The following is a 13,488-nucleotide window of genomic DNA, read 5'->3' as shown; positions in this document are numbered from 1 at the left end:
ACAGCGTGACCAAATGCCGATCAAAATCCCCTCCGACCTGCCCGCCTTTGACGTTCTGACCAATGAGGGCGTCATGGTCATGGCCGAAGATCAGGCCGCGCGGCAGGATATCCGACCCCTCCGGATCGGATTGTTGAATCTGATGCCCAAGAAGATTCAGACCGAAAACCAATTCGCACGTCTGATCGGCGCAACGCCCTTGCAGATCGAACTGTCGCTGATCCGCATGACCGAACACCAGACCAAGAATACTGCCGCCGAGCATATGGCCGAGTTCTACCATCCTTTTCAGGAGGTGAAGGACCAGAAATTCGACGGGCTGATCATTACCGGTGCACCAATCGAACATCTGGAATTCACCGATGTCACCTATTGGGACGAGATCCGTGAGGTGTTCGAATGGACCCAGACCAATGTGCATTCCACCTTTGGCGTCTGCTGGGGTGGAATGGCGATGATCAACCATTTCCACGATGTCAAAAAGCACATGCTCGAGGCTAAAGCATTCGGTTGCTTCCGACACAGAAACCTTGCGCCTGCGTCGCCATTTTTACGTGGTTTTTCAGACGATTGCGTTATCCCGGTCAGCCGCTGGACGGAGATGCGGCAATACGAGATCGACTCGGTTCCCGATCTGATTACGCTGCTTGGCAGCGATGATGTGGGTCCCTGCCTGATCGAAGACCCGGCGCATCGGGCGCTCTATATCTTTAATCACTTCGAGTATGACAGCGACACGCTCAAGCAGGAATACGACCGGGATGTCGCGAACGACACGCCGATTAATGTACCGATAAACTACTACCCGGACGATGATCCAAGCCAGATTCCCCAGAATCGCTGGCGCAGTCACGCTCATCTTCTCTATGGCAACTGGATCAACGCCATTTATCAGACAACCCCGTTCGATATGAGCAAAATTGGCCAGTAAACTCTTGATATCACTCGCTATAGCATTTGCGGTCATCGCCATCGCCGCCGCATGGCGAAGCGCACAGCGCGAAAGCCGTGCCGAGGCTTCCTTTCCCCCGGAGGGGCAGATTGTGGACGTCGACGGTATTGCGGTACATGCTGTTGTTATGGGAGAAGGCCCGGATGTGGTGCTGATCCACGGATCAAGCGGGAATACGCGCGACATGACCTTTGCGCTGGCGCCGATCCTGGCAGAGAATTTTCGCGTCATCGTATTCGACCGCCCGGGCCTTGGCTATTCAGATAGCTTTAACCCCGACGGCGAAACTATTGTAGAACAGGCAGAAATCCTGCAATCGGCAGCATCAAAGCTTGGCGCCGACAAACCCATCGTTGCCGGGCAAAGCTATGGCGGATCGGTTTCGCTGGCATGGGCGGTGACGCGGCCCGAGAATATCTCGGCCCTCGTTCTTATCGCTCCTGCAGCAATACCGTGGGAGACACCTCTGGACGCGTTCAACACGATTGGCGCGACAACCGCCGGCAACGCGCTTGCCTTGCCACTGGTCAGCGCTTTTGTTCCGGACTGGTATGTCTCACAGGCACTGGATCAGGTATTTGCTCCTCAGAAAGCGCCGGAAGGATATGCCGAGCATTTCGGGCCGGGGCTGACCATGCGTCGGTCTTCGATGCACGCAAATGCCAAACAGCGCGCAAATCTGCTGGATGAAGTGATCCAGCTTCAGCCCCGTTATGGTGAGATTTCCGTGCCGACCGAGATCGTTCACGGTACAGCAGATACCACTGTCGGGCTGGGCTGGCATTCCGAACGACTGATTGAGCAGATACCCGGCGCCGAGCTGATCGAGCTTGATGGAATCGGGCACATGCCACAGGTTGTTGCAGCACCGGAAGTTGCCGCCGCTATCGACCGCGCAGCCGTGCGCGCGGGTTTGCGTTAAACCCATCCGTAATCCATAGTAAGATATGGATTTTATGGCGAGGCCGCACATGACCCGACCGGAACAGGACACTATCGAGAGCTATTTTCGCAATCACGCGCCAACACCGGTTCGAACAGCGATTGAAGAGGCCAAGAAGGGCGAAATCCTTAACCCGTCATATCCTTATACCGAGAAGATGAAGGGCAAGGACTATGATCGGCAGATGGACGCGCTGCAGATCGAATTGGTCAAGATGCAGTCGTGGGTCAAAAAAACAGGTCAACGTGTCGCCATTCTGTTCGAAGGCCGCGATGCAGCTGGCAAAGGCGGGACAATCAAACGATTCCGCGAGAATCTGAACCCTCGGGGGGCGCGCAACGTGGCGCTCAGCAAACCATCGGACGCGGAACGCAGCCAATGGTATTTTCAACGCTATATCGCTCATCTGCCCTCGGCTGGCGAGATCGTGTTTTTTGATCGCAGCTGGTACAATCGCGGCGTCGTCGAAAATGTCTTTGGCTTCTGCACTACCGAAGAACGTGAGCGGTTTTTCAGGCAGGTTCTCCCATTGGAAACCGGCTTTCAGAATGATGGCATTCACATTGTGAAGTTTTGGCTGAATGTCGGACGCGCCGAGCAGTTGAACCGCTTTCTCGCCCGGGAAACCGACCCGCTGAAACATTGGAAGCTGAGCTCGATCGACATCGCGGGGCTGCGCAAATGGGATGAGTACAGCCAGTCAATCACCGAGACGCTGACACGAGCCCATTCCGCGACTTGCCCGTGGACGATCATCCGTTCAGACGATAAGAAACGCGCTCGGTTGGCGGCTATTCGTACCGTCTTAAGTCAACTGGACTATGAAGGAAAAAATGCCGACGTGGTCGGAACGCCAGATAAAAAGATCAGTGGCGGACCGGAAATCTGGGATGCTTGAGTTCATTGCAGGGCAACGCCCCGCCCGCGCTGGATTGGGCCCCGGCGGTTGCATATATACAATCAAACACGCTTGAGGCCGGGATGACGAAACGCGGATATCACCACGGAAACCTGAAGCAAGCGCTGATGGACGCTGCCCTGTCCCTGATTGAAGCGAAGGGACCGACTGGTTTTACCTTGTCCGAAGCTGCGAAAACAGCCGGCGTCACTCCGGCCGCCGTCTATCGCCATTTCGAAGGGCGAGAAGACCTGATTGCCGAGGCCGCACGGCAGGGTTTCGAGATGTTCGCCGACCTGATGCAGTTCGCCTACGACAAAGGGCAGCCATCTGCGCTCGCGGCATTTGAGGCCACAGGCCGTGCCTATCTCGCGTTTGCGCGCAAACACCCCGGATACTATATTGCGATGTTCGAAAGCGGGATCTCGATCAACCGTACGCCCGAGCTTGCACTGGCGGCAAACCGTGCGAAGAACGTGCTTGAAAAGGCTGCCAGCGATCTTTCGCAGCATATTCCGCCGGAGAAACGCCCACCCGCGTCGATGTTCAGTGCCCACATCTGGGCGATGAGTCACGGGGTTGTCGAACTTTACGCACGAAATACCGGTGCAAGCTCCCCCTTCCCGCCCGAAGACCTTCTGGAGAGCGGTATAGGTATCTATCTGCGCGGCCTGGGTCTGGTCGCTCAGGACGAGTAGTACAAAGTCACCCCCCGGATATCTTGAGCCGCCGAGTTGCGCGGACCGACTTGGATCAATCGGTCGCTTCAGCAGCGACACGCCCAGTTCGATAAGTTCAGGCATGGACACATCATTCACCACTCAATATCTCAGTGGTTCTGTCGGTTATCGGGTGTACGAGAACCAAACTGCGTATGTGGATTTAATTGGCGGGTTCAGTTGGCACTGCACAGAAACCGAATTCAAGCGACAACCCGGCATTGCCCCAGTACGCAAACAACCGTCGACGAAAACCGGACCGATCCGATCATAGGTAACTGAACGCGCGTCGCTTACTGGGATAAATGGTCAGGAACTGAATTCTCTGATTGCGGCAGCTTCCGCAGCGGTAGTGAGACGTAACACCTATTGCCGACTATGCAGTCAACGAACTCGGGCTGATCCATGGCGGCTACCACTACATCTCATTTGACCAAGTTACCGACAGCAACGATTTCAAATTCGGTCGATCCGGTTCACTTTTAGGGGCAACTTAACGGTCTTGGGTGGCACTCAGTGACCGCCAAAGTAGGCCTCAAGCAATCGTTTATCATTCCTCAATTCATCGGCGGTTCCCGATGTTTGCATTCGGCCGGACTCGAGTACATAAATCCGGCTCGCGAGCGACAAGGCGAAATTAGCGTTCTGTTCGGTGATCACAACGGTCAGGCCATAGTCCTTGTTGAGTTTCCGTACGACCTCGGCGATTTCGTGGCAGATTTTTGGGGCCAGACCAATCGTGGGTTCGTCGACCAGCAGCAATTCGGGGCTGGTCATCAGTGCGCGACCGAAAGACACCATCTGCCTCTCGCCTCCCGACTGGGTCGAGGTCTCCTGCCCTTCCCGCTCTTCGAGGCGCGGGAACAGTTTGTGCACCATTTCCAGATTACTTTGGATATCCTCGCGGGCCGTGAACGCGCCGACCATGAGGTTGTCGCGTACCGACATGTAGGGGAACAGGTTGAAGCGCTCGGGTGCGTAACCCACACCATGGCGTACAATTTCCGACGGCGCCCGACCGGCAAGGCTGTGGCCCCGTAGCTTGATGTCGCCCTCGATTTTGACAAGGCCCATGATGCTGTCCAACAAGGTGGATTTACCGGCCCCGTTGGGTCCGACCACAGCAACAATCTCACCGGGCTGGACCGTGATGGAGATATCGGTCAGCGCTTGCGCCTTGCCATAAAATGCGGACAGGTTTTCGATTTCCAGATACGACATCACGCGCCCCCCAGGTACGAGGCCTGAACAGCCTTGTCGTTCATCACGTCGCTGAACGAACCCTCGGCAATCATGGTGCCCCGTTCAATGGCGATCGCACGGTCAATCAGCGGCTCAAGTGCCGGCAAGTCGTGGCTGACGATCAGGAAGGTCATTCCGTCCTTGCGCATCGACTGAATGAGATCGGAAATTTGGGCGATCTCCCCGGTGGTGAGCCCGGCAAACACCTCGTCTAGCAACATCACCTTCGGCGCAGTCGCCATCGTGCGCGCCATCTCAAGCTTGCGCAGATCGCCCATGGCCAGTTCAGTCGGCGTGCGGTCAAGGTCCTCTTCTGAGAACCCGACGCTTAGTGCAAGTTCTCTCTCGCGTTCTGTGTCCGGGGGCGAGAAGATCATGCGCCGGATATCGTCAGGCATCAGACCCACCCGGATGTTCTCGGCGACACTCATGTCACCGAATGGTCGCGGAATTTGATAGGTTCGGCTGACGCCCGCCCGGATGCGTTGAGGCGTGGACAGGGCCGAGATTTCCTTTCCAAACAACTCAATTGTCCCGCTATTCTGCCGCAGCTCGCCCATGATCTGGCTGAATACGGTTGTCTTGCCCGCGCCGTTGGGACCGATCAAACCCAACGACTCGCCCTCGTTAAGCGAAAAAGACAGATCATTCGTTGCGACCAAACCGCCGAAACGTTTGACCAGACCCGAAACCTGCAACGCTGCGCTCATGCCGTCCGCCCCTTGCTCAGGTTTTTGAAACCGCGCTTCACAAGCTCAACAATGCCTTTGGGCTGATACATGTAGAGAAGCAACGCAATGGCACCATAGACAAAGTAGCGTTCAGCCCCGGGAAGGACCGGCCGCAGATACTCCAACAGGAAGGTCATGAAGAAAGCGCCGATCATGGGCCCGATGATGGTCGAGGTTCCGCCCAGAAGCGCGGCGACAATGATCGTGAACAGGAAATTGATATCAAACAGGGCACGGGGTGCGAGCGATCCCAGATAGTGAACGTAAAACGCACCACCCAATCCGGCGATCATCGCGCTTGTCAGGAAGGCAAATGCCTTGAGGCGCGTGGTGCTGAGGCCCGAACCGCGAACACTCTCCTCGTTCATGCCGATGGCCGACAAGGCAGTGCCCAGGCGTGTCTTCATCAGCAACCACATGCTGACAGCGATGGCCAGCATCAGTGCCGTGGACAGGTAGTAGCCGTTCGCGGCACCGCGTGTCAGCGTTTGAATACCAGACATCCCGCGCGTTCCTCCGGTCAGATCCGGGCGGATGACCTGAACCAGCTGATACAGCAACTCCATGAAGGCCAGCGTGACCAGAGCGAAATAGCTACCCCGGATGCGTAGGGCCGGCAGCAAGACCAGCAGACCGGCAATCATGGTGAAAACAACGGCCACCGGTATCGAGATTTCGACCGGGATATCAAAGCGCTTAGTCAGGATCGCGGTGGTGTAGGCCCCGATACCGATCAGGAACGGGTGGCCAAAGCTGACATATCCGGTTCGGCCCGACAGCACATCCCAACTGATGGCAAAGATTGCCAGATAGTTGGCGAAGATCATCGTTCGCAATGTTCCGTTCGAGACGACTTGCGGCAACAGGAACATTCCGGCGATCAAGCCACCCCAGAGTGCAAAGTGAAACCAACGCAGGCCCATCGTCAAAGCTCCTCACGGCCGAACAGCCCCTGTGGCCGCGTAATCAGCACACCAATGATCAACAGCATCGTGAAGACGCCACGCAGTTCCGGAGCAAGCGTTGCCACCACGATAACTTCGAGGAACCCGACGATATGGGCTACCACCAACGTGCCGAGGATCGAACCGATTCCACCCACGATGACCACAGCGACCGAGATGATAAGAGGAGCGACCCACATGGATGGCGACAATTGAGTATAGCTGGCGAAGAAGACACCGCCGATTGCGCCCAACGCGCCGGAGATACCCCATGTGATCAGATTGATGCGATCGGGGTCTATGCCGGAAATCGCAGCGCCTTTGGCATCCATCGAAACCGCCTGCATCGCCCGCCCGGTATGCGTCAGCCGCACAAAGGCGTAGAGCCCCAACAGAATAGCCCAACTGATGAGGGTCGCGATCAGAATGTTAAAGGTGACGGACGCCCCGGCCACGTTGATCACGCCGGGAACAATCGGCAACAGAATCTTGCTGCTGTCGCCAAAGACCAACACGATCCCCGCCTGTATGACCACCGCCAGGATCAGCGTCGAGATCTCAACCGCCACATGATCCCCTTTGAGCGTCTTGACGATCAGGCGGTATTTCAGGACCCCCATCAGCACACCTAACGCTGCGGCCACGGCGACCCCGATCAGCTTGGGCATTCCTAGCGATTGGGATACCCAGAAGTAGATGTAGCCGCCGACCATCAGGTAGGCGCCGTAGGCGAGATTCAGAACGCGGCCAATACTGAAGATCAGCGTGAAACCCATCGCGATGAGCGCGTAAAGACCACTGAGCAAAAGCCCCTGAATCAGTATCTGCAACATGTATGGATCCTTGGCTGCAGGCGCGCGCCACCGCGCGCCCGTTTCAAGCTACGTTTAAGGCCAGGTTACTCGCTGACCCAGCTTGGCAAGGTGAATTCACCGGTCGCGTATTTGTCGGGGTAAACCACCGCTGCGGTGCCATCTTCATACCATTGCACCACAACCATAGAGGGCTGGGCATCATCGAACGGTTCCGAGAGATCAAAGCGGGCATTGTGCGGATAGGTTCGGTCGGTCACCGGCTCTACCTCGTCATCACCCCAGAATGCGTAGCGCAGCCATAGCTCGCCATCCATGTCCAGCACAAGGTCTTGCTTTTTCATCGCCTCGGCCCAGGCTTCTACATTGTCAAATCCCCCCGCCTCTTCCGCGGCGGCCATCGCCTGTTTCAGACCGTGATAGGCATTGAACCCGTTAAAGTGAGGCAGCAGCGGGCGGCTGTCATACTTGGCCTGATAGGTGTCGACAAACTCCTGGCTGGCCGGGTCCAGCTTGAACCCCACAGATGGGACAGGCGACAGGGTCGAGATGCCGCCACCGGCACCGCCTGTGTCCTCCCAATATTCCATTCCCAGAGCCGAGACATTCACGCCCGTCATCGCCATCGGGACCTGAAGTTTCACATATTGCGACGAAACAACCTGCGAGTTCACGGATGACACCTGATAGATAAAGTCCGCCCCGGTGTCCTGCGCCCGGCTGAAGATTGGCGCGAAGTCGACCGTAGCCACATCATAGGTGATGATGTCCTTGACCTCGATCCCGGCAACCGGAGCAAGCGCTTCGGTTACCAGGCCGGTGATGGCTTCTCCGAATGCTGTGTCCTCGGCCAGGATGACGACGGATTCCCAGCCCATCTTATCCTTCAGAACGTCCGCGCCGAAATTGATGTAGAGCGTCGCCAGTGCCTCGTCCGAGGCGATATTCATGAAATACGGCGTCATACTCTCGGGGTCTTCGACCACCATGTCGATGATCCCGATATAGGACGTCCAGGTGTCCAGTGTTGGTATCCGGTATTCCTGCATTCGCGGCAGCCAGCCCAAAGACACATCGTCAATCGAGCCCGAAATGATGAAATCGACCTCTTCGGTTTCCGCCAGATACTCATAGGCCCGCACGCCTTCGGTCGGGTCCTGCCCGGTATCGGCGGAAACCAGGGTGATCTGTTCCCCCATCACCCCGCCCTTCGCATTGAGTTCCTCAATCGCGATCTCGGCACCGCGCAGCGTCGACAGACCGGTGTCCGACGAAAGAGATCCGATAAACCCTACCTTGATTTCCGCTCCGGCCGCCGAGGCCATGAGCGCGATGCATGTTCCGCTGAGTAGCGCTGTTTTGATCATCACATTAGCTCCCTGTGTCTCATTATGCCTTTCTTGTATTCTGTATACAGTACACAAGACGGTTGTTCGATCAAATCCTTTCTTATTGAGTCATGTTCAGATTCCGACGATTTGGCCGTTTTCGTCGTGAATTACCGCGTCAACATCGATTTCCACCATCAAACCGGGCTGGGTCAGCCCAGCCTGTACGGCGGTCAGAACCGGATCGACCCGATGAAAAAACTTGCCGTGAACCCGTGCAAACTCACCGGCCTGTGACAGATCGGTCAGATATGCGCGAACGCGGCCAACATGGTGCAGCTCGGCCCCGACCGCTTTGAGTGCCTCTTCGATGCGCGACAGAATATAGCTTGTCTGCGCGCCGACATCGCCGGGCGCGTGAATGCGCCCGCTGGGTTCGATGGCGGTTGTCCCCGCAACCCAGACAAAAGGCCCGATGCGCTTGGCCCGTGAATAAGACGCGATCTCTTCGAAACGTCCGCCTGATTTCCAGGTGCGGAGGGTCACAGACCCAACCTCGAACGAATGGCGTCCGCTGCCTTTTGCAACGCCGTTTGTTCTTGCCCGGTCAGCCTCAGTTCCTCGACCTCAACCAAACCGCCCGCGCCAAGATGGGCAGGAACGCCAAGCACCACGCCATCAATGCTATATTCCCCCTGCAACATAACGGACACCGGAACCGGCCCGGTGCGTGCACCCCGAATATGGTCAATCAATTCGATCGACGCATGTGCCGGCGCGATGGTTGCCGAGCCGGATTTTTTGAGGGCAACGACCTGCCCTCCGCCGGTCACTGCGTCCTGCACACAGGCCGCAATCTGATCAGGCGACAGAAATGTATCCAATGCCCTGCCTTTGATCCTCGCACGGCTGGGGATGGGCGCCATTTCGTCTCCGTGACTTCCAAGCGTGAACGCCTCGACATCGGCGGGTGTGACGCCAGCCGCCATGGCAAGCGCATTTCGAAACCGGCTGCTGTCCAGCGTTCCCGCCATTCCCAGAACCCTCTCGCGGGGGAACCCGGAGGCCCGCAACATTTCAACCGTCATTTCGTCCAGCGGATTGGTCACGACAATCACGATGGCATCCGGCGCGGCAGACCGGATCGCCTCGGCGGCCTGACGGATCACGCGCGCGTTCACGTCGATCAGGTCTGCGCGGCTCATGCCGGGACGACGGGCGCGGCCTGCGGTTACCACGACCACCTCGGCCCCTGCCACGAGATCCAGAGACTCGCCGCCGACACATCGCACCTTGGCTCCGGTGATGCCGGATGTGTGGTTCAGATCCAACGCAGTTGCAGCGGCCATTCCCGGAGCAATATCGATCAGAGCGATCTCATCCGCGATATCCTGCATCGCCGCCAGATGTGCCACGTTGCCTCCGACCCCCCCGGCTCCGATCAAGGCGAGCTTGCCCAGCCTGCGGGCTTTGCGTTTCAGCCGCACGGGCGCGACCCATTTGGGCGAACGGCGATATAGCACCCGCTGCATCGAGACCGCCGCATCCGTGCGTGGCGGCTGCGGTTTTTCCAGCGGTCCGTCGACAAGCTTAATGCCAACGCGCTCAGCCGTTTCGCGGGCCAGTGCTGTCACGATATCGCCGGGCAGAACCTCAAACACGATCCGGCCCCGGCGGCGAGCATCTTCGACCGCATCCGAACCTATGACACGCGGTGCTGCCATCAACCGGCTTGCCCGTCCACCGCCTCGATGGCGCGGGTTGCGGCGTCGACGGCGGTCTTGACCGAGTTTTCCGATCCCGAAATGAACAGGCGACCGAACCGCCCCACGGCACGCACTTCGACAATGTCTATTTCAGCGGCTTTCTCCGCCTCATTCGCGGCGATTGATATATAGGCGGCCGGGGCACATTCCACGATCCCCAGGGTTTGGCCCGGAACGATCAAGGCGCCCTTGCGCCATTTGTTCAGCAATTGCGCCTGATAGGGTTCGACACTGGTGATGATCTGCGTGGAACTGATCGCAGGCTTCAACCGGTCGGACATCGTGGCGCCCAGTTCGGCCAGCATCGCATCGCGCGCGGCTGACACTTCGGCATTTGATGGGGATCGCAGGATGAAGAACCCAAACTCGCGTTCCACCATCTGTGTCGTCGCCTCGACCGAGGACGCCTTGAGCGCCCGGTCGATCAGCGAAAACACCCCGTTGCCCGGTGCAAATTCACCGATCAGTACTGTGTCGCCGGACAAAGGTACCGAACCCTGCACCGTCGCGCCGTTATAGGCGGCGAATTTCGGCTGAAGGTTGTCGATCTGCATCAGCGCCCGGATCGTAATCTCGCTCATGCGCCATACTCCTCGTAAATGTCGCGCCAGGGTCTGCTTTCATAGGCGACCCGTTTGATGTTGATGAGATGCAGGGCCGTCACATTGTCCGATGTAATCGAACCCGACCAGGTGCCGGTGCCCAGCATGAAGGATGGTTCAAGATCGGTCGAATATCCCATGCCCCCCATGATGCCCGGCGTATTCACCAGAACCCGCCCTGTGGGCACGGTCGCGAACCGGGCGACAACCTCGGGGTCGTCCGAATGAATAACCGAGGAATGGCCCCAGCCCTCGAATTTTGCGATGGACTGCGCCAGCTGAATCCCATGGTCGGTGGACTTCGCCTCATAAAACGCCAGAACGGGGTTCAGTTTTTCGGCAGACAGCGGACGTTGCCACCCGACTTCGGTCTCTTCTGACACAAGACACCGGGTGCGGGGTGGAATCGAAAACCCGGCAGCATCTGCCAGCGCCTGAGGGCTTTGCCCCACCCTTTCGGGGTCCATTGCCTGAACGCCTTTGAAGATCACTCTGGCCAGACGGTCCGCCTCGGCCGGAGTGCAGAAATAAGCGCCTTTCAGCTTCAGTTCGTGACGCAGGTCGCGCGCGATCTCGGGGTCAGCGACGACCGCCTGCTCACTGACGCACGCCGTTCCATAATCGAAGCTTTTCGAGGTCACGATCATCTCGGCGACTTCCGCCAGATCGCGCGCTTTCGATTTATGCACATAACACGGCACGTTACCGGCACCGACCGCGAGCGTGGGTTTGCCGCTGGAATACGCCGCTTTGACCATGGCCGGACCACCGGTTGCCATCACAACCGAGGTACGGCGGTGTTTCATCAACTCGGCCGTTCCTTGAATCGTCACTGAATCCAAGCACTGGATAAGACCCTTGGGCGCTCCCATCTGCTCGGCCACACGGGCCATGATGCGAACTGTTTCGATCCCGCACACCACACCGCGGGGGTGCGGCGCACAAACGATGGCATTGCCTGCTTTCACCGCTGAAAGCACCTTGTAGATGATGGTCGAGGTCGGGTTCGTCACCGGGATCAGAGCCGCCACGACGCCCATCGGTTCCCCAAAAGCGGCGATCTTTGTCGCGTCGTCACGCCAAAGCAGGCCCAGTGTCGTCACATCCCTTAGGTAGTCGGCGACTGAAAGGGCATTGAACAGGTTCTTGACCCGCTTGTCCGGAACATTTCCATAGCCGGTTTCCTCAACCGCCATCTGCCCCAGCCGCTCGGCTTCCGGTTCAATTGCACGGGCCATGGCATCGACGATCGCATCCACCTGCGCCGGGTCTGTACCCAGAAAGGAACGATAGGCCTCGAAAGCGCTGTCTGCAGCGCGTCTGGCGGCGGCAATCGATTTCAGATCTGCGTCCATCACGAAGCTCCGGTGGCGATGGTGTCAAAGATACGGCGCGCCTGATCGACATCGCCGGCCGAAACTCCAATGGTTTCCAGTCGTCGTCCGGCAGCAGCTACGTCCGCGCCCAGAATTCGATCGGACATCGCAATCAGGCTGGTCGTCAGCGGGCTGGGAATCCCCGCGAGCTCAGCGGCTGACACCAGAGGCACAAGCGAGCCCAACACCCCGTCACGCATCAACCCGCGCGACGATTGCTGATCCGGGATCGGACGCGCGCCCGATCCGCGTTCAGCGCCCGCGAAAGTGCTTATCCATTCTTCGGCCTCAGGCAGGTTGCGAACACCAAAGGCAGCAGCAACGCGCCGTCGCTCATCTGCCAGCCCGTGGATCACTTCGTTCTGGTCGGCTCCGATCAGAGATGCAAAGGTCTGGTTGGCCTCCAACGGAACTCCGCCCATCGGTACATCAGGTCCGCCCGCGCCCATTGCGGCGCCGCCGAGGATCAAGGCCGGTATCTCGACCGCAGCCGAAAGATCGTTGAACCCGGAGGCCAGCACAGACTCAACCGGCTGCACATTCGGCAGGTAGGCAGACAGTGCTCCGAGAACCTCGTCCCGACCGCGCGGCAACGTCGCCGCGGCCATCGGAGCGGCCTGCGAAAGGGATAAACCTGCGCCCTCGGCCCGGAACCAATAGGGAAGGCCCTGAACCTCGACCAACGTGACGTCTGCGGTACAGCCCCCGATCCGCAAGAGCCATGCCGTTTCGACGGCCCCCATCGACCGGCCCGGCGCGAGAACCAAAATCTGCCCGTCGCGAAGGTGTTCAGCCAGAACCATGGCATATGTGCGTTGCTTGTGAATCGGACCGGTCAGAAAAATCACCTGGGCATCGCGCACCGCCGCATCCAGCTCTGCGGTGGTACGTACCGATGGCCCATCCCGATCGACCTGATAGGTGCCCACCGGACCATCACCCTGCAGCGAGATGCCCGAGGATTGGGTCAGCAGCGAAAGCTCGACCCCATAGGCCGAAAACAGGGTGACCTCTGCCCCCTCGGCAAGACCAAGCGCGGCCAACAGGCGTGCATCCGGTCCGCCACCAAGAACAGATATTCGGTCGAGCCTGGGTCGTTCAGGCACTCCCCCGGTTGAACCGCGTGTCGCGGCACGCGTGAATTCCTCGAATCCGGCTGACATGGTTTCTCCTCA

At 58.3% G+C, this 13,488-nt stretch carries 14 protein-coding genes; 4 read left to right on the top strand and 10 right to left on the bottom strand.

Annotated features, from left to right (window positions below; all coding sequences use genetic code 11):
- The first annotated feature begins 13 nt into the window (after positions 1–13).
- From metA to RA27_RS04105, 4 genes are all read left to right on the top strand, one after another.
- Positions 14–931, top strand: a complete 918-nt coding sequence (gene metA, locus RA27_RS04120) for a homoserine O-succinyltransferase (RefSeq protein WP_039535221.1) — start codon at positions 14–16, stop codon at positions 929–931.
- The gene (locus RA27_RS04115) at positions 921–1,874 is read left to right on the top strand and encodes an alpha/beta hydrolase (RefSeq protein ID WP_039535219.1); all 954 of its coding nucleotides are present in this window, start codon (positions 921–923) and stop codon (positions 1,872–1,874) included. The genes metA and RA27_RS04115 overlap by 11 nt, the downstream gene beginning before the upstream one ends.
- Positions 1,875–1,923: 49 nt before the next feature.
- Positions 1,924–2,793, top strand: a complete 870-nt coding sequence (gene ppk2 / locus RA27_RS04110; RefSeq protein ID WP_039535217.1) for a polyphosphate kinase 2 — start codon at positions 1,924–1,926, stop codon at positions 2,791–2,793.
- Positions 2,794–2,876: 83 nt separating this feature from the next.
- A complete protein-coding gene (locus RA27_RS04105; RefSeq protein ID WP_039536956.1) occupies positions 2,877–3,491 on the top strand; it encodes a TetR/AcrR family transcriptional regulator in 615 nt (204 codons plus the stop codon).
- 534 nt (positions 3,492–4,025) lie between these two features.
- Here RA27_RS04105 and RA27_RS04100 read toward each other — a convergent pair.
- The 10 genes from RA27_RS04100 to RA27_RS04055 form a co-directional block, all read right to left on the bottom strand.
- Complete coding sequence (locus tag RA27_RS04100) at positions 4,026–4,733, bottom strand: ABC transporter ATP-binding protein (protein WP_039535215.1); 708 nt, start codon at positions 4,731–4,733, stop codon at positions 4,026–4,028.
- Positions 4,733–5,464, bottom strand: coding sequence for an ATP-binding cassette domain-containing protein (locus RA27_RS04095; RefSeq protein ID WP_052265166.1), 732 nt, complete (start codon positions 5,462–5,464; stop codon positions 4,733–4,735). The genes RA27_RS04100 and RA27_RS04095 overlap by 1 nt, the downstream gene beginning before the upstream one ends.
- A complete protein-coding gene (locus RA27_RS04090; protein WP_052265165.1) occupies positions 5,461–6,408 on the bottom strand; it encodes a branched-chain amino acid ABC transporter permease in 948 nt (315 codons plus the stop codon). Before RA27_RS04090 ends, RA27_RS04095 begins: the two co-directional genes overlap by 4 nt.
- Positions 6,409–6,410: 2 nt before the next feature.
- Entirely contained in the window at positions 6,411–7,262 is an 852-nt protein-coding gene (locus RA27_RS04085) for a branched-chain amino acid ABC transporter permease (RefSeq protein WP_039535213.1), read from the bottom strand.
- 65 nt (positions 7,263–7,327) lie between these two features.
- Positions 7,328–8,608 carry an ABC transporter substrate-binding protein gene (locus RA27_RS04080; RefSeq protein WP_039535212.1) on the bottom strand — a complete coding sequence of 427 codons (1,281 nt, stop codon included), beginning with the start codon at positions 8,606–8,608 and terminating at the stop codon, positions 7,328–7,330.
- A 96-nt stretch (positions 8,609–8,704) separates the two neighbouring features.
- Positions 8,705–9,115, bottom strand: a complete 411-nt coding sequence (locus tag RA27_RS04075) for a Rid family hydrolase (protein WP_039535210.1) — start codon at positions 9,113–9,115, stop codon at positions 8,705–8,707.
- Positions 9,112–10,293 carry a malate dehydrogenase gene (locus RA27_RS04070; protein ID WP_052265164.1) on the bottom strand — a complete coding sequence of 394 codons (1,182 nt, stop codon included), beginning with the start codon at positions 10,291–10,293 and terminating at the stop codon, positions 9,112–9,114. The genes RA27_RS04075 and RA27_RS04070 overlap by 4 nt, the downstream gene beginning before the upstream one ends.
- Entirely contained in the window at positions 10,293–10,916 is a 624-nt protein-coding gene (locus RA27_RS04065) for a BMC domain-containing protein (RefSeq protein WP_039535208.1), read from the bottom strand. The genes RA27_RS04070 and RA27_RS04065 overlap by 1 nt, the downstream gene beginning before the upstream one ends.
- Entirely contained in the window at positions 10,913–12,292 is a 1,380-nt protein-coding gene (locus RA27_RS04060) for an aldehyde dehydrogenase family protein (RefSeq protein WP_039535206.1), read from the bottom strand. The genes RA27_RS04065 and RA27_RS04060 overlap by 4 nt, the downstream gene beginning before the upstream one ends.
- Positions 12,292–13,476, bottom strand: coding sequence for a hypothetical protein (locus RA27_RS04055; protein WP_039535204.1), 1,185 nt, complete (start codon positions 13,474–13,476; stop codon positions 12,292–12,294). The genes RA27_RS04060 and RA27_RS04055 overlap by 1 nt, the downstream gene beginning before the upstream one ends.
- Positions 13,477–13,488: the final 12 nt, after the last annotated feature.

The sequence above is a fragment of the Ruegeria sp. ANG-R genome, assembly GCF_000813985.1.
GTDB lineage: Bacteria > Pseudomonadota > Alphaproteobacteria > Rhodobacterales > Rhodobacteraceae > Ruegeria.
Note: the sequence above shows the minus strand (reverse complement) of the source record. Positions and strands in the feature narration are given on the sequence as shown.

Coding starts and splice junctions, on each gene's coding strand:
- RA27_RS04080 (WP_039535212.1), bottom strand. CDS start 8,608: ATGATCAAAACAGCGCTACTCAGCGGAACATGCATCGCGCTCATGGCC.
- RA27_RS04100 (WP_039535215.1), bottom strand. CDS start 4,733: ATGTCGTATCTGGAAATCGAAAACCTGTCCGCATTTTATGGCAAGGCG.
- RA27_RS04060 (WP_039535206.1), bottom strand. CDS start 12,292: ATGGACGCAGATCTGAAATCGATTGCCGCCGCCAGACGCGCTGCAGAC.
- RA27_RS04095 (WP_052265166.1), bottom strand. CDS start 5,464: ATGAGCGCAGCGTTGCAGGTTTCGGGTCTGGTCAAACGTTTCGGCGGT.
- RA27_RS04090 (WP_052265165.1), bottom strand. CDS start 6,408: ATGGGCCTGCGTTGGTTTCACTTTGCACTCTGGGGTGGCTTGATCGCC.
- RA27_RS04070 (WP_052265164.1), bottom strand. CDS start 10,293: ATGGCAGCACCGCGTGTCATAGGTTCGGATGCGGTCGAAGATGCTCGC.
- RA27_RS04085 (WP_039535213.1), bottom strand. CDS start 7,262: ATGTTGCAGATACTGATTCAGGGGCTTTTGCTCAGTGGTCTTTACGCG.
- RA27_RS04065 (WP_039535208.1), bottom strand. CDS start 10,916: ATGAGCGAGATTACGATCCGGGCGCTGATGCAGATCGACAACCTTCAG.
- ppk2 (WP_039535217.1), top strand. CDS start 1,924: ATGACCCGACCGGAACAGGACACTATCGAGAGCTATTTTCGCAATCAC.
- RA27_RS04055 (WP_039535204.1), bottom strand. CDS start 13,476: ATGTCAGCCGGATTCGAGGAATTCACGCGTGCCGCGACACGCGGTTCA.
- RA27_RS04105 (WP_039536956.1), top strand. CDS start 2,877: ATGACGAAACGCGGATATCACCACGGAAACCTGAAGCAAGCGCTGATG.
- metA (WP_039535221.1), top strand. CDS start 14: ATGCCGATCAAAATCCCCTCCGACCTGCCCGCCTTTGACGTTCTGACC.